This window comes from Microbacterium sp. NPDC003461 (genome assembly GCF_053588335.1).
This window is the reverse complement of sequence record NZ_JBSFPT010000014.1, coordinates 14,396-37,347: the sequence shown is the minus strand read 5'-3', so window position 1 is coordinate 37,347 and position 22,952 is coordinate 14,396. Positions and strand designations below refer to the sequence as shown.

The following is a 22,952-nucleotide window of genomic DNA, read 5'->3' as shown; positions in this document are numbered from 1 at the left end:
CGGAGGGTATGGTTCACGCCGGCGCGGGGCCGCCCGCCGCGCCTGCCGAAGGGGCCGTAGAGCGGGCTCACAGCATCCTCATGCCGTAGACTGAGGCGGTCTGTGCCGGTGTGAAGCGAGGGGACGAGGGGCGATGACCACGACCGTTCCCGATCCGCGCACCACCGACGGGGGCACCGCGCGCTCGAGCCTGGGGCGGAAGATCCGCGCGTACGTCGCGCTGACCAAGCCGCGCGTGCTGGAGCTGCTGCTCGTCTCGACGATCCCCGTGATGTTCCTCGCCGCCGACGGCGTGCCCAACCTGTGGCTCGTGCTCGCGACCGTCATCGGCGGGTCGGCGAGCGCCGGGTCGGCGGCGGCGTTCAACATGTACATCGACCGCGACATCGATGCGCACATGCGGCGCACGAAGAACCGGCCGATCGTCACGGGTGAGGTGACCCCGCGCGCCGCGCTGATCTTCGCGTGGACGCTCGCGATCGGGTCCACCGTGTGGTTCCTCGCGTTCACGAACCCGCTGACGGCCGCGCTGTCGGCGTTCGCGATCTTCTTCTACGTCGTCATCTACACGATGATCCTCAAGCGCCGCACCGAGCAGAACATCGTGTGGGGCGGGATCGCCGGCTGCTTCCCCGTGCTCATCGGGTGGGCGGCCGTGACGGGCTCGCTCGGCTGGCCGCCGCTGGTGCTCTTCGCGCTCGTGTTCCTGTGGACGCCGGCGCACTACTGGCCGCTGTCGATCAAGTACGCGGCCGACTACGAGGAGACCGACGTGCCGATGCTCGGCGCCACGCGCTCGGGCACGCAGGTGGGCCTGCAGATCATCCTCTACGCGTGGGCGACGCTGGCCTGCTCGCTGCTGCTCATCCCCGTCGGGGGCATGGGGATCGTCTACACGGTGTCGGCGCTCGTGTTCGGCGGCTGGTTCGTGTACGAGTCGCACCGCCTCTACAACCTCACCGTGAAGGGCGAGAACGTGGGCCCGATGCGGGTGTTCCACGCCTCGATCACGTACCTCACGCTGGTTTTCATCGCCGTCGCCGTGGATCCGCTGCTGCCGTGGTGAGCGCGCAGAGCGGGCACGCCCCCGGGGCGGTGCCGCACCGCTGGCGCGCGTTCGTGGTGTGCGCGGCGGTCGCCGCCCTCACGATCCTCGACATGTCGAAGGTCAACGTGGCGCTGCCCGCGATCCGCGAGGTCCTGGGAGCCGGCTCCACCGAGCTGCAGCTCATCGTGTCGGGCTTCGTGCTGGCCTTCGGCCTGCTGCTCGTGCCGATGGGGCGCCTGGGCGACCAGCTGTCGCCGCGCCGCCTGTTCGTCATCGGGCTCGTGCTGTACGCGATCACGAGCGCCGCGTGCGCGCTCGCGCCGACGGCCGAGCTGCTCATCGCCGCGCGCATCGCGCAGGGCGTGGCCGCGGGCATCCAGATGCCGCAGGTGATGGGCGTGCTGCAGCGCGTGTTCACGGGGCGCGAGCGCGGCATGGCGTTCGGCCTGCTCGGCGCGACCATCGGCCTGGGCACCGCGCTCGGCCCCGTCATCGGCGGCGTGTTCGTCGAGCTGGGCGGCGGCGACGACGGCTGGCGCGGCATCTTCTGGATGAACGTGCCCCTGGGCCTTGCCGCCGTGGTCCTCGCGCTGTGGGCGCTGCCCGACCTCAAGCCGGAGCGCCGGGGCCGGATCTCGCTCGACCCCGTCGGCATCGTGCTGTTCGGCGTCGCCGTGATCGCGCTGATGCTGCCGTTCCTGTTCACGACGGGCGAGCCGACCGACGATCCGGCTCGCTGGTGGGCACTGGCGATCTTCGCGCCCGCCATCGTGGCGTTCGTGTGGTGGGAGCGGCGCTACGAGCGCGGCGGCGGCGCGCCCCTCGTGCCGCTCGGGCTGCTGCGCATCCCGTCCTACCGCAACGGCACGCTGCTGATGACGGCGTACTTCGCCGGCATGCCGTCGATGTTCATCATCACGACGCTCTACCTGCAGACGGGGCTCGGCGTCGGCGCGATGGCGGCGGGCCTGACGACGATCGGCTTCGCGCTCGCGAGCGCCGCGACCTCCGTGATCGGCGGCCGCCTCGTGGGCCGCCTCGGGCGCCCGCTCGTCGTGATCGGCCTCACGCTCGTGCTGCTCGGCGTGGGCGGGCTCGCGCTCGTGGCGGCGTTCGCGCCCGCGGCGGCCGTGCCGTGGCTCTCGGCGGCCGCGCTGCTGCTGGGCGGCATCGGCGGCGGCTTCGTGATCTCGCCGAACCAGACGCTCACCCTGGCCGAGGTGCCGCCCGTCCAGGGCGGGCTGGCGGGATCCGTCGGCCAGCTGGTGCAGCGCGTGGGCTCGGCGATCGGCATGGCCGTGGCGCTGTCGCTGTTCTATGCGACCGTGTTCGGCGAGACCGACAGCGAGCCCCGCGGCACGGTGTACCGCGACGCCTACATGCACGGCCTCATCATCGTCGCGGCCTGCATGGTCCTCGCCCTCGTCGTCGGGCTCGTCGACCTGCGCTCGCGCCGCATCGGCGCGCGGGAGGAGTCCGGGGCCCGCTGATCCGCGTGTAAATAATCCTTGACACCATGTCGGCAACGCTTTACGTTGAGCGTGTCAGGAATTCTTTACATCACGGAGGTGGCCCCATGGCCTCGTCGACGGCACCGGAGGAGCGCAGCGCGTGGATCGGCCTCGCGCTCGCGCTCGTCGGCTATCCGGTCTATCTCGTGCTGCTGTTCGCCGGGCCGGAGGCGCCGCTCGTCGAGCGGCCGTTCGCGTGGCCGATGATCTGGACGATCGCCGGCTCGGTGGTGGCCGCGATCGTGCTGAACGCCGTGTTCCGCGTCTTCACCGACCCCGAGAGCCCGAAGCCGGACGAGCGCGACATCGCGATCGCCCGGCTGGGGGAGCGGGTGGGGTCGGCGTTCGTCGTCGCGGGTGCGCTCGGCGCGCTGGCGCTCGCGATGCTCGAGCAGGACGCGTTCTGGATCGCCAATGCGATCTTCCTCGGCTTCTTCCTGTCCGCCATCGTCGGCGGCGCCGCGGGCGTGATCTGCTACCGCGGGGAGTTCGATCCGCGATGGTGAAGCCCACGAAGGTGACCAACAGCATCCGCCGCCTGCGGTTCGAGGCCGGCGAGATGACGCAGGCCGAGCTGGCGCAGCGCGTCGGCGTGACCCGCCAGACCCTCATCGCGATCGAGCAGGGGCGCTACTCGCCCTCGCTCGAGGTCGCGTTCCTCATCGCCCGCGCCCTCGGCGCGCGGCTCGACGAGGTGTTCTCGTACCCCGAGCAGCAGTGACCGGCCGAAGGGAAGCGGCATGAGGGCGATGGTGCAGGGCGGCTACGGCGGTCCGGAGGTGCTGAGGCTCGCGGAGCGGGCCGAGCCCGCCGCGGGCGAGGGCGAGGTGGCGGTCGCGGTCGTCGCGACCGGGATCGAGGCGGGCACGGTGCACCTGCTGGAGGGCCGGCCCGCGCCGGTGCGCCTGGCGATGCCGCTGAAGGGCGAGCGGGTGCTCGGCATGGAGGTGGCCGGCCGCGTGCACGCCGTGGGCGCGGGCGTGACCGACCTGGCCGTGGGCGACGCGGTCTTCGGCAGCGCGCGCGTGGGCGACGGCGGCCTCGCCGAGTACGCGGTCGTGCGCCGCGACCGGCTCGCACGCAAGCCCGACAGCCTGACGTTCGCCGAGGCGGCGGCGCTCGTCGTCTCGGGCAGCACGGCGCTCTCGGCGCTGCGGTCGGCGCGCGTCGCGCCCGGCCACCGGGTGCTCGTGCTCGGCGCGGCGGGCGGCGTGGGGCACCTGGCCGTGCAGCTGGCGAAGGCCGCAGGGGCCGCGGTCGTCGGGGCGTGCAGCGCGGCGAAGACCGACCTCGTCGCGGCGGTCGGGGCGGACGAGGTGGTCGACTACACCGCGGAGGATCCGCTCGCGCGCGGTCCGTTCGACGCGATCATCGACACCGGCGGGCACCGGCCCCTGCGCGCGCTGCGCCGCGCCCTCGCGCCGCGCGGGGCGCTCGTGATCGTCGGCGCCGAGCCCGAGGGCGCGCCGATCGGCGGGCTCGGCCGCGCGATCCGCGCCGCGATGCTCGACCCGTTCACGCGGCAGCGCCTCGTCATGCTCACGTCGTCCGAGACGTCGGCGGGCCTCGAGACCCTCGCCGCCCACGCCGACGCGGGCGAGGTGCGGCCCGCGATCGACGCCGAGCTCCCGCTCGAGCGGGCCGCCGAGGCCGTCGCGCGGATCGGCCGTGGCAAGGGCCGCGGCAAGGTCGTCGTGCGCGTGCGGCCGGAGTGATCGCGGGCGCTCAGGCCTGCGGCGGCTCGCCCCACCACAGGGCCGTGTCGCCGTAGGCACGATCGCGCAGCGGCGCGAGCCCGGCGGCGGCCCAATCGGGCGGCGCGGATCGGGAGGCGCGCTCGACGACGACGATCGCGTCGGGCGCGAGCAGGGGAGCGAGCAGGCGCAGATCCTCCGCCACCGTCTCGTCCGCGAGGTCGTAGGGCGGGTCGAGGAAGGCGAGGTCGTAGGTGCGGCGCGCGCCGCGCAGGAACGCCTGCACGGCCGACTGATGCACCGCGGCCTCGCGGCCGGCGGCCTTCGCGACGCGGGCCGCGTTGGCGCGCACGACCTGCGCCGCGCGCGGTGCCCGCTCGACGAGGTCGACGGCGGCGGCGCCCCGGCTGAGCGCCTCGAGACCGAGTGCCCCCGACCCCGCGTACAGGTCGACGACCGAGGTGCCCTCGAGCAGGCCCGTCGTCTCGAGCGCGCCGAAGAGCGATTCTCGCACGCGGTCGCTCGTGGGCCGCGTGCCCGCGTCGGGCACGTCCAGCCGCACGCCCCCGGCCGCCCCGGCGATGATCCTCGTCACCCGATCACGATAGTTGACGCGCCGCGGAGCCTCGCCTCGGGCGAGGGGCCGCTGTCGGGGACCCGTCTTAGACTCGGCGCATGCCCTTCACGCTCGACACGCCGCTCGCGGGCGCCCTGCCGGCGAAGGAAGCGGGCGGGCTGAAGAAGGCGTTCGGCATGGAGAACGTCGGCGACCTCGTGGCGCACTACCCGCGCCGCTACGCGCTGCGTGGCGAGCTGACGCCCATCAGCGGGCTCGTCGAGGGCGAGACCGTCACGATCGTCGCCGAGGTCGTCGCCGTGAACAAGCGGCCCATGCGCAACCGCCGCGGCAGCATCCTCGAGGTCGTCATCAGCGACGGCCGCGGGCAGGCGAGCCTGACGTTCTTCAACCAGCCCTGGCGCGAGAACCAGCTCGCCGTCGGCAGCCGCGGCGTCTTCTCGGGCAAGGTCGGCTGGTACCAGGGGCGGCTGCAGTTCTCGCACCCCAACTTCCAGCTGTTCGAGGAGGGCGACGACGCCCTCCGGGCCGAGGAGTGGGCCAAGCAGCCCGTGCCGCTGTACCCGGCCACCGCCGCCATGCCGAGCTGGGACATCCAGAAGGCGATGGCGATCGTCCTGGACGGGCTCGGCGAGATCCCCGATCCGATCCCCGACGAGCTGCGCTTCCGCGAGTCGCTGCTCACGGCGCGCGAGGCGCTGGAGTTCGTGCACCGCCCCGCCACCGAGGAGCAGGCGCACGTGGCGCGGCACACGCTGCGCATGCACGAGGCGCTCGTGCTGCAGACGGCGCTGGCCCAGCAGCGGCAGTTCGTGCGGATGATGTCGGCCACGCGCCGCCCGGCGACCCCCGGCGGCCTGCTCGAGCGCTTCGACGCGGCCCTGCCGTTCGAGCGGACGCCCGATCAGGTCTCGGTGGGGCAGAGCATCGCGGCCGATCTCGTGGCGGACTGGCCGATGAACCGGCTCGTGCAGGGCGAGGTCGGCTCGGGCAAGACGCTCGTCGCGCTGCGGGCCATGCTGCAGGTGGCCGAATCGGGCGGTCAGTCGGCGCTCATCGCGCCCACCGAGGTGCTCGCGGCGCAGCATCTGCGCTCCATCACGCGCATGCTCGGTCCCGAGCTCGCGCCGCACCTCATGCCCACGCTGCTGACGGGCCAGATGGGCGCGGCCGAGCGCCGCAAGGCCGCCTTGCGGGTCGCGTCGGGGCAGGCGCTCATCGTCGTCGGCACGCACGCCCTGCTGAGCGAGAAGACGACCTTCGCCGACCTCGGCCTCGTCGTGGTCGACGAGCAGCACCGCTTCGGCGTGGAGCAGCGCGAGACGCTGCGCGCGAAGGGCACGACGCCGCACGCCCTCGTGCTCACCGCCACGCCGATCCCGCGCACCGTGGCGATGACGGTGTTCGGCGATCTCGACGTGTCGACGATCCGGACCATGCCGGCAGGGCGCGCCGGCATCGAGACCTTCGTCGCGCCCGTCGGCGAGAAGCCGGCGTGGTTCGGGCGCGTGTGGGAGCGCGCCGCCGAGGAGGTCGACAAGGGGCACCAGGTGTTCGTCGTGTGCCCCGCCATCGACCTCGAGGCGAAGGGCGCCGCCGCCGTCGAGGACGATCCCGACGCGCTCGCGCCGCCCGTGGACGGCGAGCAGACCGGGCCGCGCTGGGGCGTCGTGCAGCTGGCGGAGCTGCTCGCGACGCACCCGCGCGTGGGGCGCCTGCGCATCGCGACGCTGCACGGCAAGATGCCCGGCGAGGAGAAGGACCGCATCATGCAGTCCTTCGCCGCGGGCGACATCGACGTGCTCGTGGCTACCACCGTGATCGAGGTGGGCGTGGACGTGCCGAACGCGTCGACCATGATCATCCTCGACGCCGACCGCTTCGGCGTCTCGCAGCTGCACCAGCTGCGCGGGCGCGTGGGCCGCGGGGGAGTGCCGGGCCTGTGCCTGCTCGTCACCGAGGCGGCGCCCGAGACGCCCGCCCGCGCCCGGGTCGAGGCGGTCGCCGCCACGCTCGACGGCTTCGAGCTGGCCGAGGTCGACCTCGAGCTGCGCGGCGAGGGCGACGTGCTCGGCGACGCGCAGTCGGGCGTCCGCTCGTCGCTGCGGCTGCTGCGCGTCATCAAGGACGCCGGGCTCATCGCGCGGGCGCGCGGGGCCGCCGAGGCGATCCTCGAGGCGGATCCGCTGCTGGATGCCCACCCGGGGCTCGCCGACGCGCTGCGCCGTCGGGTGACGCAGCAGGAGCGCGCGGCCCTGTCCAAGGCGTGACGCCTGCCGGTGCCTCGTCGCCGGGAAGCCCGGCGCGTGCCAGTAGGCTGAGGATCATGAGCAGCCGGATCGCCGTCGTGCCCGGATCGTTCGATCCGCCGACCCTCGGACATCTCGACGTGATCCGCCGGGCGGCGCACCTCTACGACCAGCTGCACGTGCTCGTGGTGCACAACCCCGACAAGGAGGCGATGCTGCCGATCGCGCAGCGCCTTGCCCTGCTGGAGGAGTCGATCCAGGACGCGGGCATCGCCGGCGACATCGTGATCGGCTCGTGGAGCGTGGGCCTGCTCGTCGACTACGCGCAGGAGGTGGGTGCGGGCGTGCTCGTGAAGGGCATCCGCACGCAGGCCGATGTCATCTACGAGACGCCGATGGCGGTCGTGAACAACCACCTCGCCGCCGTCGAGACGGTCTTCCTGCTCGCCGATCCGGCCAACTCGGTCGTCTCCAGCTCGCTCGTGCGGCAGGTGGCCGGCCTCGGCGGCGACGTGTCGCCGTATGTGCCCGGCCCGGTGGCCCGCTACCTCGCGCAGGCGACGTCGAGCGAGTTCTGACCGGCCCTGGGTCCGCCCGTCGCCGGTAGGATGGATGGGTGAAGACGCGACTGTCCGGACCCTTCGTGCTGCCCGCGCGCGACATCGTCCGCAAGCCCGGCGAGATGCGGGAGCATCACCTCGTCGTGCCCGCGCCCGCGCGCTGGGGTGAGGGGATCGTCACGGTGGAGAAGGGGCGCGAGCTCGATCTCGACGTGCGTCTCGAGTCGGTGCACGAGGGGGTCCTCGTCACGGGCGAGGTCGAGACCGTCTATGAGGGCGTGTGCGGGCGCTGCCTGCGCGACCTCGCGGAGCGCGTCGAAGTCGAATTCCAGGAGCTTTTCGAGTACCCTGGTCAGGAAGCGGCTGACTTCGAAGTTCAAGACGACCACGTGGATCTTGAAAATCTGGTCAGAGACGCCATTGTCCTCGCGCTTCCATTCCAGCCGGTGTGCCAGCCGGATTGCCCCGGGCTCGACCCGATCACGGGTGAGCGTCTGGCGGAGAGCTCCGGTGCAGCGCAGCAGGAACCGGTCGATCCCCGGTGGGCTGCGCTCCAGGAATTCACCGACCCGAATGGTTCGGCGCGTTAAGGCGCCGCCCCGAGCACAGAAGAGAGTCAGTCATGGCAGGTAACCCCCCGAAGCGGAAGGTCTCCCGTTCCAACACGCGCTCGCGTCGCGCGCAGTGGAAGGCCGAGGCGACCCCCCTCGTCAAGACCGTCGAGAACGGCAAGGTCGTCTACAGCCGTCCCCACCAGGCCAAGGTCGTGACGGACTCGCAGGGCACCGAGCTGTTCCTGGAGTACAAGGGCCGCAAGGTCGCCGACGTCTGATCCCCGTCACGTGACGGAGATCCAGACTCACAGGTCTCTGATCGAGAAGCTCGGCGTCGACATCGACGCCGAGCTTCTCGATTTGGCCCTGACGCACCGCTCGTACGCGTTCGAGCACGGCGGCATCCCGCACAACGAGCGCCTCGAGTTCCTCGGCGACTCGGTGCTGAGCCTCGCCGTGACGTCGATGCTCTACGAGCGCTTCCCGAACGACGCCGAGGGCACGCTGTCGCGTCGCCGCGCGGGCGTCGTGTCGATGGTCGCGCTGGCGGCCGTCGCGCGCGAGCTCGGACTCGGCGCGCACATCAAGCTGGGGCGCGGCGAGGAGCGCACGGGCGGGCGCGACAAGGACTCGATCCTGGCCGACGCCACCGAGGCGATCTTCGGCGCCGCGTACCTCTCGGCCGGCCGCACGGCCGCGCTCGCGCTCGTGCAGCGGCTGATCACGCCGCTCGTGGACGACCCCGACCGCTACGGCGCCGTCGGCGACCCGAAGACGGCCGTGCAGGAGCTCGCCGCTCGGCTCGGCGTGGCGCCGCCCGCCTACGAGGTCACCGCCGAGGGCCCGGCCCACGACCGCCGCTTCACCGCCATCGTGCGCGTGGGCGACCGCGAGGCGAGCGGGCAGGGCGTCAGCAAGAAGCAGGCCGAGATGGCCGCCGCGCTGCGGCTGTGGCAGGACGCGCAGGACGCCCCGGCCCGTGCCTGAGCTGCCCGAGGTCGAGGTCGTCCGATCCGGCCTCGCGCCCGCCGTCACCGCGGCGACGATCCTCGGCGTCGAGGTCTTCGACCCCCGCGCGCTGACCCGCCACGCCGGCACGGCGGCGGACTTCGAGGCGCGCCTGGCCGGGCGCGGCATCCTCGGCGCCGCCCGCCGCGGCAAGTTCCTGTGGCTGCCGCTCGCCGACGCGGCCGCTGCCGGTCCCGAGGCCCTCATGGTGCACCTCGGCATGAGCGGGCAGATGCTGCTGCGCGCGCCGGGCGCACCGGCCGAGCGCCACGAGCGCGTGCGGTTCGCGATCGCGCACCCCGAGCACGGCGAGCTCGCGATCGTGTTCGCGGATCAGCGCACCTTCGGATCCCTTGCGGTCGATCCGCTCGTGCCGACCCCGGAGGGCGCAGCGGGCGGCTTCGGCGACGCCGCGCCGCTCGTGCCCGCGCAGGCCGCGCACATCGCGCGCGATCCCCTCGATCCGGCCTTCGACGACGCCGGGTTCCGCCGGGCGCTGGCGCGCAAGGCGTCGGCGATCAAGCGCGTGCTGCTGGATCAGGCCGTGGTGAGCGGCATCGGCAACATCTACGCCGACGAGGCGCTGTGGGCGGCGCGCCTGCACCCCGAGACGCCCGCGTCGGCGCTGTCGACCCGTGCGGCGAACCGGCTGCTGGCCGAGGTGCGGGCCGTGCTGCGCAAGGCGCTGGCCGAGGGCGGCACGAGCTTCGACGCGCAGTACGTCAACGTCAACGGCGAGGCCGGCTATTTCGCCCACAGCCTCAACGCCTACGGCCGCACGGGGCAGCCGTGCCCGCGCTGCGGCCGCGCGATCGTGCGCGTGGCGTTCGCCAACCGCTCGAGCCACTACTGCCCGGGGTGCCAGCGGCGGCGCTGAGTCAGACCAGCTCGGCGGCGAGGGACAGAGCGTCGTCGGCGAGGCGGGCCGAGATGTCGGCGTCGCGCATCCAGAGGGGGACCGCGCGGGTCTCGATGCCGACGTCGCGGATCGACGGCACGGCGGCGGCGTCCTCCTCGGCCACGAGCCAGCCGTCGAGCAGTCCGCCCGCGCCGCGCGCGCCGTAGTGGCGCGCGACCGCGGCGGCCGAGGTCTCGACGCCGATGGCCGCCAGGCACGCGTCCGCCATGCCGCGCACGACCGATCCGCCGATGATGCCCGACACCCCGACGATCGGGGCGGCGGCCCCGCGCAGCGCCTCGCGCAGGCCCCGCACCGCGACGATCGGACCGATCGAGACGACCGGGTTGGACGGGGCGAAGAGGATGACGTCGGCCAGCTCGATCGCGCCGAGCGCGCCCGCCGCCGGCTGGGCGAGTTCGATGCCGTGCTGCACGAAGCCGGTCGCGGGCAGCTGGGCGCGGTGGCGCACCCACCACTCCTGGAAGTGGATCGATCCGCCGCCCTCGAGGAGCACGTGCGTGTCGATCTCGTCGTCGGTGGCGGGGTGGAGCGTGGCGCCCAGCTCCCACCGCGCGCCGAGGCGCCGGTACACCTCCGACACCGTCGCGCCGCCGCGCAGCCATGCCGTGCGCGCGATGTGCGTGCCGAGGTCGAAGTCGCCGAGCGTGAACCACTCGGGCGCCGTGCCCCACGCCGCCAGCTCGGCCGAGACGCGCTCGGTCTCGCCCGCGCGACCCCAGCCGCGCTCGGCGTCGTTCACACCCGCGAGGGCGTAGAGGATGCTGTCGTGATCGGGGGCGATGCGCAGGCCCGACACCCACCAGTCGTCCGCCGTGTTGACCACCACGTCGATGCGGGCGTCGAGACCCTCGCGCCGCACGTGCTCGCGCACCCCCTTCACGAAGCGGGCGCCGCCCACCCCGCCCCCGATCACGACGATCCGCTGTGTCATGCCTCTACGGTAGGGGCACTCGTCAGCCGATCCGCTTCTCCCACGCGCCCGCGTAGGCGAGCGGGCGGAAGCCGACGCGCTCGTTGACGTCGAGCATGAAGCGGTTCTCCTCGGCGTTCCACGTGATGACGCACGGCGACTCGGGAACGGCCTCGCGCCAGCGCTCGAGGCCGACGCACTTCACGACCGATCCGAGGCGGTGGCCGCGGTGCTCCGGCGCGACGAGCGTGCCGTACTGCTCCGTCGGCTTCGTGCGGTCCGGTCCGATGCCGAGGTCGTTGTGCGCGGCGACCTGGCCCGTGGGCTCGTGGATCACGAGGACCACGCTGAGGCGGCGGCCGGCGCGCTCCTGGCGCTCGTCGCGGCGGCGCACGCGCTCAGCGTTCCACTCGCTCGCCTCCGACACCATCTCGCCCGTGGGCGCGTCGGTGGCCAGGCGCCCGAGGATGGCGGCGTAGCCGTCGATGTACTCCTCGGGCGTGCGACCTGTCCAGGTCACGACGCGGTAGTCCGGCCCGGCGGCCGCGAGTGACTCCTCGAGCAGCCGGTCGACCTCGTCGAACGAGCCGCGCAGGTCGAAGATGCTCGTGCGCTCCACCTGCTGCAGCGCGTACCCGTTGCGCACGAGCCGACGCGCCGGCACATCGTGCGGGATGCGCCCGAAGCCGGTGGGCGAGTCGAGCATGTCGCCCGACTCGCCCGCCGGGTGGATGGAGTAGACCTGCAGGGCGGTGCGCCCCGCATCGGCCGCGAGGTGCTCCGCCTCCGCGAGCATGCGGTCGTGGAGCTCGTCGTCGTCGAACTCCTCGGCCAGGTTCACCCACACCTCGGCCGCCTGCGCGGTCGTGTTCTCGTAGGTGCACACCGCTATGGCCGCGATGCGGTCGCCGACGCGCGCGACGAGGCCGTGGTGCGTGTAGTCGGTGGTGTTCTGCCACCGCGTGAGCACGTCCAGCTCGTCCTCGTCGATCAGGTCGGTGCGGGCGTTGCGCGCCCACTCCTCGTTGCCGATGCGCACCATGGTGCGGAAGTCGGCGGCGTCCGGGGCGTCGAGGGACTCCGGCACGTGCAGCGGGGCGATGGTCAGCGTGTCGCTGATCATGATGGTTCTCTTTCGTTCGTCGACGCGGGTCACGCGTGCGGATGGCGGGGGCCGGTGTGCCCCAGCGTCAGGTGGGCCTGCAGGAGGCGGCGGCGCTCCAGGAGCGCCTCGGCCTCGTCGCGGCGGATGTACTGGGGGCGGGTGCCCCACAGCATCAGCCACAGTCCGATCCGCATCGCGATGCGGTCGGCGAGCGCGGTGCGGGGAGCGCGGGAATCCAGCGCGGCGATCGCCTCGGACGGGGGCCGGGGAGGTTGGGGCGGCCGGGGCTGCTGCTCGGCGAACGCCGGGTCACGGGTGGGGTGCTGCACGGTCTGCGACATGGTTCTGTCCTTTGTGAGGGGGAGGGGCGGATCGCGGGATGTGCGATCCGCACGCTGGGGAGGGTCTCCGACATCCCGGTGGGACACGGAGACGGCGGATCACGGAGCCCCGAGGGGCGGATCCGGGATCCATGAAGGGACGCCGGGACCATGGCGGCGCGACGGATCGCGGCCGGGGATCCCGCGGGAGGCGCGCCGATCAGGCGGCGCGACGGCGCATCAGATGCCCCGCGACCCGAGGGTCGGAGCGATGCGAGGGGTGCGGGAGGGCGTCAGCCGCGTCGACCGCGAAGGAGCCCGAATGCGAGATCCGGATTCCCGGCGCCGAGGAGCGCGGCGTCGACGACGGCACCCGTGCGGGTGTGCTTTGTCGTGATCATCATCGCGATCTCCTCTCGTGCCGTCGCGCGCCGATGCGCGCAACCGCAGATCACGTTAGGGCACCGGCGCAACGGGCGTCAAGGTTTCGTTCAGATTCGGGCGCTCGCCGGGCGTGTCGTGGTCGCCGTCCGCCGCCGATGACGCCGCGTGCGGCGCGGAACGCCGGGCGTCGCGCGGCGTGTCGGGTAGCGTGGATCGACACGGCCGGAGGAGGAACGCGGATGCACCTGAAGAGCTTGACGCTCAAGGGGTTCAAGTCGTTCGCGCAGCCGACCACTTTCGTGCTGGAGCCGGGCGTCACCGCGATCGTCGGCCCCAACGGATCGGGCAAGTCCAACGTCGTCGACGCCCTCGCCTGGGTGATGGGCGAGCAGGGCGCCAAGAGCCTGCGCGGCGGCAAGATGGAGGACGTCATCTTCGCCGGCACCGCCACCCGCGGGCCGCTCGGCCGCGCCGAGGTGCAGCTGACGATCGACAACTCCGACGGCGCGCTGCCCATCGAGTACAGCGAGGTCACGATCAGCCGCACGCTGTTCCGCAACGGCCAGAGCGAGTACGCCATCAACGGCGAGTCGTGCCGCCTGCTCGACGTGCAGGAGCTGCTGAGCGACTCGGGTCTGGGCCGCGAGATGCACGTCATCGTGGGCCAGGGCCGGCTCGACACCGTGCTGCAGGCGACCCCCGAGGACCGCCGCGGCTTCATCGAGGAGGCGGCGGGCATCCTCAAGCACCGCCGCCGCAAGGAGAAGACGCTCCGCAAGCTCGAGGCCATGGAGCAGAACCTCACGCGCCTGAGCGACCTGGCGGGGGAGATCCGCCGCCAGCTCAAGCCGCTGGGGCGGCAGGCCGAGATCGCGCGCGAGGCGCAGACGATCGCCGCCGTCGTGCGCGATGCGAAGGCGCGCCTGCTGGCCGACGACGTCGTGCAGCTGCGGGCGGTCCTCGCCGACCACCACCGCAGCGAGCAGGAGCGCCACTCCGAGCGGCTCGTGCTGCAGGAGCAGGCCGACGGCGTGCGGGTGCGGATCGCGTCGCTCGAGGCGCAGCAGAACGCCGAGGCCGTGGACGAGGCCCGCCGCGTGGCGTTCGCGCTCGAGCAGGTGCAGGAGCGGCTGCGCGGGCTGTACACGCTCGCGAACCAGCGGCTCGCGCTGCTCGGCCAGGACGACGAGGACGCCGGCGCTGCCGTCACCGTGACGCAGGCGGCGATCGACGAGGCACGAGCCGAGATCGATCGCATCGCGGACGGCCTCGGGGCGGCGCAGGACGCCGTGCGGGAGGCCTCGCACGAGCTGCTCACGGCGCGCGCCGAGCTGGACGCGCTCGACCAGGACATCGCCGAGCAGAGCGCGCTCGTCTCGGAGCACGACATGCGCATCACGGCGCTGCGCGGATCGGCGGAGGCGGCCGAATCGGCGCTCGTCGCGGTGCGCGCGGCCGTCGAGCGGCAGCAGCGGGCGCTGGACGCCGCCCACGCGCGGCGCGTGGAGGCCGCGGCCGCGTACGAGGCGCTCGAGAGCGTCGAGGAGACCACCGGCACGGCCGCGCAGTTCCAGGCAGCGTACGAGGACGCGCAGCAGGCGGCGACCGAGGCCGAGGCGGAGCTCGAGCGGATCCGCGAGCAGCACCGCGCCGCCGAGCGCGAGGGCGACGCGCTCACGGCGAAGACGGCCGCGCTGCGCAGCGCGCTCGACGTGAAGAACGGCGCCGCCGAGCTGATCGCCCGCGGCGGCGACGGCATCCGCGGCCTCGTGGGCGACGCCGTGCAGGTCGAGGCGGGCTGCGAGGCCGCCGTCGCGGCCGTGCTCGGGCCGCTCGCGGAGGGCGTGCTCGTCGGCACGCGCGACGACGCGCGCGCCGTGGCCGAGCGGGCGGGCGACGTCGGCGTCGTCGACATCGTGATCGCCGACTCCCCGGCGACTGCTCCCGCCTTCCCGTCGCTTCCGGGCATCGTCGCCGCGCGCGACGTCGTGACGGCGCCCGAGGGCGTGCTGGGCGTGCTCGCGTACGTCGCGATCGCCGACGACCTCGCGGCGGCGCTCGCCGCGGCCCCGGCCCTGGCCGCGGCCGAGCTCGGGGGCCCGATCACCGTCGTGACGCGCGCCGGCGAGGTGCTCACGGCGCACACGCTGCGCGCCGGATCCGGCGAGGGCCGCTCGCGCCTCGAGCTGCAGGCGGAGCACGACGCGGCGGCGGATCGGCTCGCGGAGGTGCGCGTGCTCGTCGAGGACCTGGGCGTGCAGCGCCGCGAGGCGACCGAGCGCCTGCAGTCCGCGCGCGCCAGGGCGAAGGAGGCGCTGCAGGAGCTGCGCCAGCACGACGCGCAGCTGGCGCAGCACGCCGAGCACGTGAACAAGGTCACGGTGCGGCACGAGGCCGCGGTGGCGGAGTGCGAGCGCCTCGAGGCGGGCCTCGCGCAGGCGCAGGCCGCGGTGACCGAGGCGGAGGCGAAGGCGCGCGCGGCGGCCGAGGAGCTCGATCGGGCGCTGCAGCAGCCGCGCCCGATCCTCGACGCGTCCTCGCGCGACGGGCTGCTCGCGGCGCTCGAGAAGGCGCGCGAGGGCGAGATGGCCGCGCGGCTGGAGGTCGAGACGCTCCGCGAGCGCGTGCGGGCGGCCGAGGCGCGCGCCGTGGGCCTGGAGCGGCAGCGCGAGCGCGAGCGCGAGGCGGCCGCGCAGGCCGCCCGCCGCGCCGTCATCCGCCGCCGGCAGCGCGAGGTCGCCGCCGGCGTGGCCGCCGAGCTGCCGCACCTCATGGACTCCGTCGACCGCTCGGTCGCCGAGGCGCGGCTCGCCCTGGCCGAGGCCGAGAGCGCCCGCTCGGCGATGTCCGAGGAGCTGCGCGACCTGCGCCGCCAGGAGGCGCAGCTGCGCGAGCGCCTGAGCGGCCTCACCGAGAGCGTGCACGGCCTCGAGCTGCAGATCCACGAGAAGAAGGTGCAGCTGAACAGCCTGCTCGAGCGGGTCTCGAGCGAGCTCGGGCTCGGCGAGGAGGTGCTCGTCGCCGAGTACGGGCCCGATCAGCCCGTGCCGCGCGACGTCGCCGACATCACGCCCGCGCGCGAGGCGGGGGAGCTGCTGCAGGGGGCCGACGAGGCGCTCGAGCGCGGAGCGGACGACGAGGCGCTGCCGCTCGCGGAGGACGCCGCGCCGGCGCCCGACGCGGCCGCCTCCGACGACGCCGCGGACGAGGACGCGCCGGCGACGATCGCGTACGACCGGCGCATGCAGGAGCGCCGCCTGCGCGACGCGGAGCGCAAGCTCGCGCAGCTGGGCCGCGTGAACCCGCTGGCGCTCGAGGAGTTCGCCGCGCTCGAGCAGCGGCACAAGTTCCTCACCGAGCAGCTCGACGACCTCGTGCAGACCCGCAAGGACCTCATGACGATCATCGCCGACCTCGACGAGCGGATGCAGGCGATCTTCGCCGAGGCGTTCGAGGACACGAAGGCGGCGTTCGCCGAGGTGTTCCCGATCCTGTTCCCGGGCGGCACGGGATCGATCTCGCTGACGAAGCCGGACGGCCTGCTCACGACGGGCATCGAGGTCTCGGTGCGGCCGGTGGGCAAGAAGATCGAGCGGCTCTCGCTGCTCTCGGGCGGCGAGCGCTCGCTGGCCGCGGTCGCGCTGCTCACCGCCATCTTCAAGGCGCGACCGAGCCCGTTCTACATCCTCGACGAGGTGGAGGCGGCGCTCGACGACGCCAACCTCGGCCGCCTGCTGGGCGTGTTCGAGGCGCTGCGCGAGAACAGCCAGCTCATCGTCATCACGCACCAGAAGCGCACGATGGAGATCGCCGACGCGCTCTACGGCGTCTCGATGCGGCAGGACGGCGTCTCGGCGGTCGTGGGGCAGCGGATCAACGAGCGCGCCACGGCATGAGCGGGCGGTCGTGAACGCCGTCGAGTGGCTCGACGCGCACGCCGCGCGGCTGCGCCGCCGGCCCGATCTCGAGGCGCACGATCTCGTCGCCGCCGACGCGAGCGATCGGCTCCTCCTCGCGGCGGCGGGGGACCTGCGCGGAAGCGACGCCGTGGTGATCGGCGACCGCCACGGGGCGATCGCCCTGTCGCTGGCCGCCACGGGGACGACGGTACGCGCGCATCAGGACGCGCTCACGGGCGAGCGGGCCGCGCGCCTGAACGCCGTCGACGCCGGCCTGGCCTCGCCCGCCGACGACCCGGAGGACATCGCGGTGCCCGGTGTGACATGGCACGACCTCGGCCCGGAGCTCGTGCGCGGCGCCCGCACCGTGCTGCTGCAGCTGCCGCGCTCCCTCGACGCGCTCGACGAGATCGCCGGTCTTGTCGCGGCGCATGCCGACGCGGAGGTCCGGCTCGTCGCCGTCGGGCGGGTGAAGCACATGAGCCACGCCATGAACGACGTGCTCGCGCGGCACTTCGGCTCGGTCGCCGCCGACCGCGGGGTCGGGAAGTCGCGCGTGCTGCGGGCATCGGGTCCGCGCGGCGCGGCCGGGCCGGCGTGGCCCCGCGCCGAGCGACACGACGATCCGCCGCTCGTCGTGTGCGCGCACGGCGCCGCGTTCGCGGGCACGTCGATCGACATCGGCACGCGCTTCCTGCTCGGCTTCCTGCCCGATATGCCCGACGCGCGGGACGCGATCGATCTGGGGTGCGGCACGGGCGTGCTCGCCGCCTCGTACGCCCTGGCGCGCCCGGGCGCCCGCGTGCTGGCGACCGATCGATCGGCCGCGGCGGTCGCGTCGGCCCGCGCCACGGCCGACGCGAACGGTGTCGGCGACCGGGTGGCGGTGCGCCGCGACGACGGCCTCGCCTCTTGCCCCGACGCGAGCGCCGACCTCGTGCTGCTGAACCCGCCGTTCCACTCCGACGCCGCGGTGACGGCGCAGCTCGCGCCCCGCCTGTTCGCCGAGGCGGCGCGCGTGCTGCGCCCCGGCGGGCAGCTGTGGTGCGTGTGGAACTCGCACCTGGGCTGCCGGCCGCAGCTCGAGCGGATCGTCGGGCCGACACGGCAGGCCGGGCGCAACGCCAAGTTCACCGTGACGGCGTCGGTGCGCCCCTGAGGGCGGATCGGTAGGCTTCGTGCCACGTGCGAGACGGGAGGAGCCGCTCATGGCCCAGCACATCGGGATCGTGTGGAACCCCAGCAAGACCACGAAGGACGAGCTCACGACGGCACTCGAGGAGGCGCTCTCCGGCGCCTCCGACGAGCCCCGCGTGACGTGGGTGGAGACCTCCGAGGACGACCCGGGCCGCGGCGCGGCGGATGCGGTGATCGCGGCCGGCGCGGATCTCGTCGTGGCGGCGGGCGGCGACGGCACGGTGCGCGTGGTCGCGGAGGCCGTGGCGGCCGCGGAGGGCGTGGAGCTCGCGATCGCGCCGCTGGGCACCGGGAACCTCCTGGCGCGCAACCTCGACGTGCCCATCAACGACCTGCCCGCCGCGTTCGCGCGGGCGCTGGACGGCGAGGCCGCCCCGATCGACCTGGGCTGGGTGAGCTTCGACGCCGACGGCGAGCGGCAGCGGCACGCGTTCGCCGTCATGGCCGGCTTCGGCGTGGACGCGCACATGATCACCGAGACCGACGACGACCTGAAGGACCGCGTGGGCTGGCTCGCCTACGTCGAGTCGCTCGGCCGTGCCGTCTCGGCCAGCGAGGTGATCGGCCTCCGGGTCTCGGAGAACGGCGCCGACCCGGTCGACGCGACCGCGCACACGCTGCTCGTCGGCAACTGCGGCACGGTGCAGGGCGGCATCACGCTGCTGCCCGACGCCGACCCGCGCGACGGAGAGCTCGACGTGCTCGTGCTCGACGCGGACGGCGTCGGCGGCTGGCTCGACACCATGCGCAACATGCTGTGGGACAACGGGCTCAAGCGCCTGCTGCCCGGCGACGACGCCGCCGCGCAGAGCAGCGCCTCGACCTCCCACCACCGCGTGCGCGCGCTGACCGTGGAGCTGGACGAGCCCCGCGAGTTCGAGATCGACGGCGACATCGTCGGGTCGGTCACGCGGCTCGAGTTCGAGGTGCAGCCCGCGGCCCTGCGCGTGCGCTGAATCAGCCCCGCCGGACCTCGGCGTAGAGCGCGGCCGTGCGGTCGGCGATCGACGACCACGAGAACTCCCGCTCGGCCCGCCGGCGCCCCGCCGCGCCGAGCTCGCGCGCGCGATCCGGATCCGACACCATCTCGGTCAGCGCGGCGGCGAGATCCGCCACGAAGCGATCCGGATCGGTCGGCGTGCCCGTGCCGTCGTCGAGCTGATCGATCGGGACGATCGCCCCCGTGACGCCGTCGGCGACGACCTCGGGGATGCCCCCGGTGCCCGTGCCGACGACGGGGGCGCCGCACGCCATGGCCTCCAGGTTGACGATGCCGAGGGGCTCGTACACCGAGGGGCACACGAAGGTCGTCGCGGCCGAGAGCAGCGCGCACAGCTCGTGCCGCGGCAGATGTCGGTCGATCCACACGATGCCGTCGCGCTCCGCCCGCAGCTCGGCCACGAGCCCCTCGACCTCCGCCATGATCTCGGCGGTGTCCGGCGCGCCCGCGCACAGCACGAGCTGCACCTCGGGAGGCAGCAGGCGGGCCGCGCGCAGCAGGTACGGCAGGCCCTTCTGGCGCGTGATGCGCCCCACGAAGACGATCGAAGGACGATCCGGATCGGCGCCCAGCGCGCGCACCGTGTCGGCGTCGTCCACGCGGCGCCAGCCGTCCAGGTCGATGCCGTTGTGGATCACGCGCACGCGCTCCGGGTCGAGCTGCGGATAGACGCGCAGCAGGTCGCGTCGCATGCCCTCGCTCACTGCGACCACCGCATCGGCCGCCGTCAGCGCGTCGCGCTCGATCCAGCTCGACAGGCGGTAGCCGCCGCCGAGCTGCTCGGCCTTCCACGGGCGCAGCGGCTCGAGGCTGTGGGCCGTGGCGATGTGCGGGATGCCGTGGAGCATCTTCGCGACGTGCCCGGCGAAGTTCGCGTACCAGGTGTGCGAGTGCACGAGGTCGGCGCCCGCCGCGTCGCGTGCGATCTCGAGGTCGGTGCCCATGGCCTGCAGCGCGCCGTTCGCCCCGGCGAGGCCCTCGGGCACGGCGTACGAGAAGGTGCCTGGCTCGTCGCGCGGCGCGCCGAAGCAGCGCACGACGACGTCGAGCGGAGCGCCCCCGACCCCTTCGCGGGCGCGCAGGGCCCTCGCCAGTTCCGCAACGTGCACGCCGGCGCCGCCGTAGACCTCGGGCGGATACTCCCGGCTGAGCAGATCGATGCGCATGCGAACAACGTACTGCGGCGGGCGCGGCGGCGGGAGGAGTGCGGGACGGAAACGGAATATCAACCCCTCCCGTTCCGGGCGGCGCGCCACTAGGGTCGGGGCAGGAGCGCGACGAAGGGGCGGCACACCCATGGCGGCGACGAAGAAGGTGCTCGGGATCGTCCTCGCGGGCGGCGAGGGGAAGCGGCTCATGCCGCTCACGCTCGATCGGGCCAAGCCCGCCGTGCCCTTCGGAGGCCACTACCGGCTCATCGACTTCGCGCTGTCGAACCTCATCAACTCGGGGCTGCGCCAGATCGTCGTGCTCACGCAGTACAAATCGCACAGCCTCGACCGCCACATCTCGAAGCTGTGGCGGCTGAGCGGGCTGCTGAACTCCTACGTCACGTCGATCCCGGCGCAGCAGCGCCTCGGCAAGCGCTGGTACCTGGGGTCGGCCGACGCGATCCTGCAGAACCTCAACCTCGTGCGCGACGAGCGGCCCGACTACATCGCGGTGGTCGGCGCCGACCACGTGTACCGCATGGACTTCGAGCAGATGATCGAGGCGCACATCGACTCCGGCGCCGAGTGCACCGTCGCGGCGATCCGCCAGCCGATCTCGCTCGCCAACCAGTTCGGCGTGATCGAGACCGAGGCGGACCGGCCGGGCATGATCCGCGAGTTCCTCGAGAAGCCGCAGAAGCCGCAGGGGCTGGCCGACTCGCCGAACGAGGTGCTCGCCTCGATGGGCAACTACGTCTTCACGACCGACGCGCTCGTCGAGGCCGTGCTGGCCGACGGCGAGAACGAGAGCTCGAAGCACGACATGGGTGGCGACATCGTGCCCTACTTCGTGGAGCGCGGCACCGCCGCGGTGTACGACATGAAGGACAACGAGGTGCCGGGCAGCACCCCGCGCGACCGCTACTACTGGCGTGACGTCGGCACGATCGAGTCGTACTTCGAGGCGCACCAGGACCTCATCTCGGTGCTGCCGATCTTCAACCTGTACAACGACGAGTGGCCGATCTTCAGCCGCCAGGACAACATGCCGCCCGCCAAGTTCACGCGTGACGCCCGCGGCACCCTCAGCACCGTGATCGACTCGATCGTCTCGCTCGGATCGGTGATCTCCGGCGCCCACATCGAGCGCAGCGTGGTCGGCACCCACACGATGGTCGAGTCCGGGGCACTGCTGACCGACTCCATCGTGTTCGACCACGCCCGCGTGGCCGCCGGCGCCACCGTGCGCCGCGCGATCCTCGACAAGAACGTCGTCGTCGACGCGGGCGCGACGATCGGGGTCGACCCGGCGGCGGACCTCGCACGCGGCTTCACCGTGACGGAGACGGGCATCACGGTGGTGGGCAAGGACGCGCACGTCACGCGTGAGTGACGGCCGAACTAGGCTGGGACCCATGGCAGAACGGTGGTCTCTGGGGCGTGCCCTGCGCGGCATGTTCGTCAAGCCGAGGATCGACGACGACACGTGGGACGACCTGGAGACCGCGCTGATCACGGCCGACTTCGGGCCGGACATCGCCGAGCAGGTGATCGACGACCTGCGCGAGAAGGTCGCGCGCTACGGCACGACCGACCCCGCCGACCTGCAGCGCATGCTGCGGGAGTCGCTCGAGGAGCGCTTCGCGCGCTTCGACACGACGCTCAAGCTCACCGAGCGCCCCGCCGTCGTGCTCGTGGTCGGCGTGAACGGGGTGGGCAAGACGACGACGATCGGCAAGTTCGCGAACTTCCTGCGGCGGTACGGCCGCTCGATCGTCGTGGGCGCGGCCGACACGTTCCGGGCCGCGGCCGTCGACCAGCTGGCCACGTGGGCCGAGCGCGGGGGAGCGGCGATCGTGCGTCCCCAGCAGGAGGGCCAGGATCCCGCGTCGGTGGCGTTCCAGACGATCACGTACGCCAAGGAGACCGGCACCGAGATCGTGCTCGTCGACACGGCGGGGCGCCTGCACACCAAGGGCGGCCTCATGGACGAGCTGACGAAGATCCGCCGCGTCATCGAGAAGCAGGCGCCCATCAGTGAGGTGCTGCTCGTGCTCGACGCCACCACGGGTCAGAACGGCGTGAAGCAGGCCGAGGCGTTCCTCGAGCACGCCGGCGTGACGGGACTGGTGATCACCAAGCTCGACGGCTCCGCGAAGGGCGGTTTCGTGCTGTCGGTGCAGGAGCGCACGGGCATCCCCGTGAAGCTGCTGGGCCAGGGCGAGGGGATCGGCGACCTCACCGGATTCACGCCGCACGTGTTCGTCGAGCAGCTGGTCTCCTGAGCGCGGCGCGCCCGGGCGGCTCGGCGTCTGGCCCCGCCGCGGCGATGCTGGTTGTATAGCGCCATGGCGATCGAACACGACTTCTTCGGACTGCTGGAGACGGGCCCCGACGGCTCGATCTTCTGGTCCGAGAGCGTCGACCTGGGGGACATGCGGGTGACGGTGGATCTGACCGCCCCGGATCAGGACGAGGTGACGCAGGACGCGCTGGACGCGGCCGCGGCGATCGTCTCGAGCCTCGAGGAGATGGACCGCAGGGCGCGGATCGCGATGCTCGGCGAGGTCGACAACCGCGCCAGCGAGGTGACCGAGTACATCCTGATGCAGCAGGAGCAGCTCGGCGACGAGCTCGAGGACTTCCTCGTCGACGTCTCCGGCGACGCGGCCGTCGACATCATCCGGTCGATGAACCTGACGAGCGTGACGATCCTCGCCGACGAGCACGGCGGCGACGACCCGTTCGCCGTCATGGAGTACGCCCTCGACCCCGACGCCGCCGACGACGTGCTGCTGGTGAACCTGTCGGGCGACGGCGAGATCCAGTCGGTCACGAGCGCCGACTGAGCGCGCGAGTGTCA

At 73.2% G+C, this 22,952-nt stretch carries 22 protein-coding genes; 17 read left to right on the top strand and 5 right to left on the bottom strand.

Annotated elements, in window-relative coordinates:
* The first annotated feature begins 133 nt into the window (after positions 1-133).
* The 5 genes from ACWDR7_RS07520 (at position 134) to ACWDR7_RS07500 (ending at position 4,274) form a co-directional block, all read left to right on the top strand.
* Positions 134-1,066, top strand: a complete 933-nt coding sequence (locus ACWDR7_RS07520; RefSeq protein ID WP_449854303.1) for a heme o synthase — start codon at positions 134-136, stop codon at positions 1,064-1,066.
* The gene (locus tag ACWDR7_RS07515) at positions 1,063-2,538 is read left to right on the top strand and encodes an MFS transporter (RefSeq protein ID WP_449854302.1); all 1,476 of its coding nucleotides are present in this window, start codon (positions 1,063-1,065) and stop codon (positions 2,536-2,538) included. The genes ACWDR7_RS07520 and ACWDR7_RS07515 overlap by 4 nt, the downstream gene beginning before the upstream one ends.
* Positions 2,539-2,624: 86 nt before the next feature.
* Entirely contained in the window at positions 2,625-3,065 is a 441-nt protein-coding gene (locus ACWDR7_RS07510) for a hypothetical protein (protein WP_449854301.1), read from the top strand.
* Positions 3,059-3,280 carry a helix-turn-helix transcriptional regulator gene (locus ACWDR7_RS07505; protein WP_449854300.1) on the top strand — a complete coding sequence of 74 codons (222 nt, stop codon included), beginning with the start codon at positions 3,059-3,061 and terminating at the stop codon, positions 3,278-3,280. The genes ACWDR7_RS07510 and ACWDR7_RS07505 overlap by 7 nt, the downstream gene beginning before the upstream one ends.
* Positions 3,281-3,299: 19 nt before the next feature.
* Positions 3,300-4,274 carry an NAD(P)-dependent alcohol dehydrogenase gene (locus ACWDR7_RS07500; RefSeq protein ID WP_449854299.1) on the top strand — a complete coding sequence of 325 codons (975 nt, stop codon included), beginning with the start codon at positions 3,300-3,302 and terminating at the stop codon, positions 4,272-4,274.
* Positions 4,275-4,284: 10 nt separating this feature from the next.
* On the opposite strand, the gene rsmD is transcribed toward ACWDR7_RS07500, so the two are convergent.
* Entirely contained in the window at positions 4,285-4,848 is a 564-nt protein-coding gene (gene rsmD, locus ACWDR7_RS07495; protein WP_449854298.1) for a 16S rRNA (guanine(966)-N(2))-methyltransferase RsmD, read from the bottom strand.
* 80 nt (positions 4,849-4,928) lie between these two features.
* On the opposite strand from rsmD, the gene ACWDR7_RS07490 reads away from it, so the two are divergent.
* Genes ACWDR7_RS07490 through mutM form a run of 6 tightly spaced genes read left to right on the top strand, consistent with a single transcriptional unit; the run spans position 4,929 to position 10,078 of the window.
* Complete coding sequence (locus tag ACWDR7_RS07490; RefSeq protein ID WP_449854297.1) at positions 4,929-7,100, top strand: ATP-dependent DNA helicase RecG; 2,172 nt, start codon at positions 4,929-4,931, stop codon at positions 7,098-7,100.
* Between the two features lie 56 nt (positions 7,101-7,156).
* Positions 7,157-7,657: a pantetheine-phosphate adenylyltransferase gene (gene coaD / locus ACWDR7_RS07485; protein ID WP_449854296.1), complete on the top strand. Its 501-nt coding sequence runs from the start codon at positions 7,157-7,159 to the stop codon at positions 7,655-7,657.
* Between the two features lie 50 nt (positions 7,658-7,707).
* Complete coding sequence (locus tag ACWDR7_RS07480; RefSeq protein ID WP_449854329.1) at positions 7,708-8,229, top strand: YceD family protein; 522 nt, start codon at positions 7,708-7,710, stop codon at positions 8,227-8,229.
* A 32-nt stretch (positions 8,230-8,261) separates the two neighbouring features.
* Positions 8,262-8,471, top strand: coding sequence for a 50S ribosomal protein L32 (gene rpmF / locus ACWDR7_RS07475; RefSeq protein ID WP_248149085.1), 210 nt, complete (start codon positions 8,262-8,264; stop codon positions 8,469-8,471).
* 10 nt (positions 8,472-8,481) lie between these two features.
* Positions 8,482-9,180, top strand: coding sequence for a ribonuclease III (gene rnc, locus ACWDR7_RS07470; protein ID WP_449854295.1), 699 nt, complete (start codon positions 8,482-8,484; stop codon positions 9,178-9,180).
* Complete coding sequence (mutM, locus tag ACWDR7_RS07465; RefSeq protein ID WP_449854294.1) at positions 9,173-10,078, top strand: bifunctional DNA-formamidopyrimidine glycosylase/DNA-(apurinic or apyrimidinic site) lyase; 906 nt, start codon at positions 9,173-9,175, stop codon at positions 10,076-10,078. The genes rnc and mutM overlap by 8 nt, the downstream gene beginning before the upstream one ends.
* 1 nt (position 10,079) lies before the next feature.
* Here the strand turns inward: mutM and cofD are convergent, their stop codons facing one another.
* The 3 genes from cofD to ACWDR7_RS07450 are packed head-to-tail and all read right to left on the bottom strand — an operon-like array spanning position 10,080 to position 12,479.
* Complete coding sequence (gene cofD, locus ACWDR7_RS07460) at positions 10,080-11,054, bottom strand: 2-phospho-L-lactate transferase (protein WP_449854293.1); 975 nt, start codon at positions 11,052-11,054, stop codon at positions 10,080-10,082.
* Positions 11,055-11,076: 22 nt separating this feature from the next.
* Positions 11,077-12,156, bottom strand: a complete 1,080-nt coding sequence (locus ACWDR7_RS07455; protein WP_449854292.1) for a GNAT family N-acetyltransferase — start codon at positions 12,154-12,156, stop codon at positions 11,077-11,079.
* 29 nt (positions 12,157-12,185) lie between these two features.
* Positions 12,186-12,479, bottom strand: a complete 294-nt coding sequence (locus ACWDR7_RS07450; RefSeq protein ID WP_449854291.1) for a hypothetical protein — start codon at positions 12,477-12,479, stop codon at positions 12,186-12,188.
* A 602-nt stretch (positions 12,480-13,081) separates the two neighbouring features.
* Between ACWDR7_RS07450 and smc the strand changes: the two genes are divergently transcribed.
* The 3 genes from smc to ACWDR7_RS07435 are packed head-to-tail and all read left to right on the top strand — an operon-like array spanning position 13,082 to position 18,894.
* Entirely contained in the window at positions 13,082-16,738 is a 3,657-nt protein-coding gene (gene smc / locus ACWDR7_RS07445) for a chromosome segregation protein SMC (protein WP_449854290.1), read from the top strand.
* Positions 16,739-16,748: 10 nt separating this feature from the next.
* Positions 16,749-17,900: a class I SAM-dependent methyltransferase gene (locus ACWDR7_RS07440; RefSeq protein WP_449854289.1), complete on the top strand. Its 1,152-nt coding sequence runs from the start codon at positions 16,749-16,751 to the stop codon at positions 17,898-17,900.
* Positions 17,901-17,949: 49 nt separating this feature from the next.
* Complete coding sequence (locus ACWDR7_RS07435) at positions 17,950-18,894, top strand: diacylglycerol/lipid kinase family protein (RefSeq protein WP_449854288.1); 945 nt, start codon at positions 17,950-17,952, stop codon at positions 18,892-18,894.
* A gap of 1 nt (position 18,895) precedes the next feature.
* Here the strand turns inward: ACWDR7_RS07435 and glgA are convergent, their stop codons facing one another.
* Positions 18,896-20,104: a glycogen synthase gene (gene glgA, locus ACWDR7_RS07430; RefSeq protein ID WP_449854287.1), complete on the bottom strand. Its 1,209-nt coding sequence runs from the start codon at positions 20,102-20,104 to the stop codon at positions 18,896-18,898.
* Between the two features lie 130 nt (positions 20,105-20,234).
* Here glgA and glgC point away from each other — a divergent pair, with 130 nt between their 5' ends.
* The 3 genes from glgC (at position 20,235) to ACWDR7_RS07415 (ending at position 22,938) form a co-directional block, all read left to right on the top strand.
* Entirely contained in the window at positions 20,235-21,482 is a 1,248-nt protein-coding gene (gene glgC / locus ACWDR7_RS07425) for a glucose-1-phosphate adenylyltransferase (protein WP_449854286.1), read from the top strand.
* Between the two features lie 22 nt (positions 21,483-21,504).
* Positions 21,505-22,374: a signal recognition particle-docking protein FtsY gene (ftsY, locus tag ACWDR7_RS07420; RefSeq protein WP_449854285.1), complete on the top strand. Its 870-nt coding sequence runs from the start codon at positions 21,505-21,507 to the stop codon at positions 22,372-22,374.
* A gap of 63 nt (positions 22,375-22,437) precedes the next feature.
* Positions 22,438-22,938, top strand: coding sequence for a DUF2004 domain-containing protein (locus ACWDR7_RS07415; protein ID WP_449854284.1), 501 nt, complete (start codon positions 22,438-22,440; stop codon positions 22,936-22,938).
* Positions 22,939-22,952 lie beyond the last annotated feature (14 nt).

Bases quoted from the DNA above. Each gene is read 5' to 3' on its own strand.
- ACWDR7_RS07520 (WP_449854303.1), top strand. From the start codon at position 134: ATGACCACGACCGTTCCCGATCCGCGCACCACCGACGGGGGCACCGCG.
- ACWDR7_RS07510 (WP_449854301.1), top strand. From the start codon at position 2,625: ATGGCCTCGTCGACGGCACCGGAGGAGCGCAGCGCGTGGATCGGCCTC.
- ACWDR7_RS07505 (WP_449854300.1), top strand. From the start codon at position 3,059: ATGGTGAAGCCCACGAAGGTGACCAACAGCATCCGCCGCCTGCGGTTC.
- ACWDR7_RS07500 (WP_449854299.1), top strand. From the start codon at position 3,300: ATGAGGGCGATGGTGCAGGGCGGCTACGGCGGTCCGGAGGTGCTGAGG.
- ACWDR7_RS07490 (WP_449854297.1), top strand. From the start codon at position 4,929: ATGCCCTTCACGCTCGACACGCCGCTCGCGGGCGCCCTGCCGGCGAAG.
- coaD (WP_449854296.1), top strand. From the start codon at position 7,157: ATGAGCAGCCGGATCGCCGTCGTGCCCGGATCGTTCGATCCGCCGACC.
- rpmF (WP_248149085.1), top strand. From the start codon at position 8,262: ATGGCAGGTAACCCCCCGAAGCGGAAGGTCTCCCGTTCCAACACGCGC.
- cofD (WP_449854293.1), bottom strand. From the start codon at position 11,054: ATGACACAGCGGATCGTCGTGATCGGGGGCGGGGTGGGCGGCGCCCGC.
- ACWDR7_RS07455 (WP_449854292.1), bottom strand. From the start codon at position 12,156: ATGATCAGCGACACGCTGACCATCGCCCCGCTGCACGTGCCGGAGTCC.
- ACWDR7_RS07450 (WP_449854291.1), bottom strand. From the start codon at position 12,479: ATGTCGCAGACCGTGCAGCACCCCACCCGTGACCCGGCGTTCGCCGAG.
- smc (WP_449854290.1), top strand. From the start codon at position 13,082: ATGCACCTGAAGAGCTTGACGCTCAAGGGGTTCAAGTCGTTCGCGCAG.
- ACWDR7_RS07435 (WP_449854288.1), top strand. From the start codon at position 17,950: ATGGCCCAGCACATCGGGATCGTGTGGAACCCCAGCAAGACCACGAAG.
- glgA (WP_449854287.1), bottom strand. From the start codon at position 20,104: ATGCGCATCGATCTGCTCAGCCGGGAGTATCCGCCCGAGGTCTACGGC.
- glgC (WP_449854286.1), top strand. From the start codon at position 20,235: ATGGCGGCGACGAAGAAGGTGCTCGGGATCGTCCTCGCGGGCGGCGAG.
- ftsY (WP_449854285.1), top strand. From the start codon at position 21,505: ATGGCAGAACGGTGGTCTCTGGGGCGTGCCCTGCGCGGCATGTTCGTC.
- ACWDR7_RS07415 (WP_449854284.1), top strand. From the start codon at position 22,438: ATGGCGATCGAACACGACTTCTTCGGACTGCTGGAGACGGGCCCCGAC.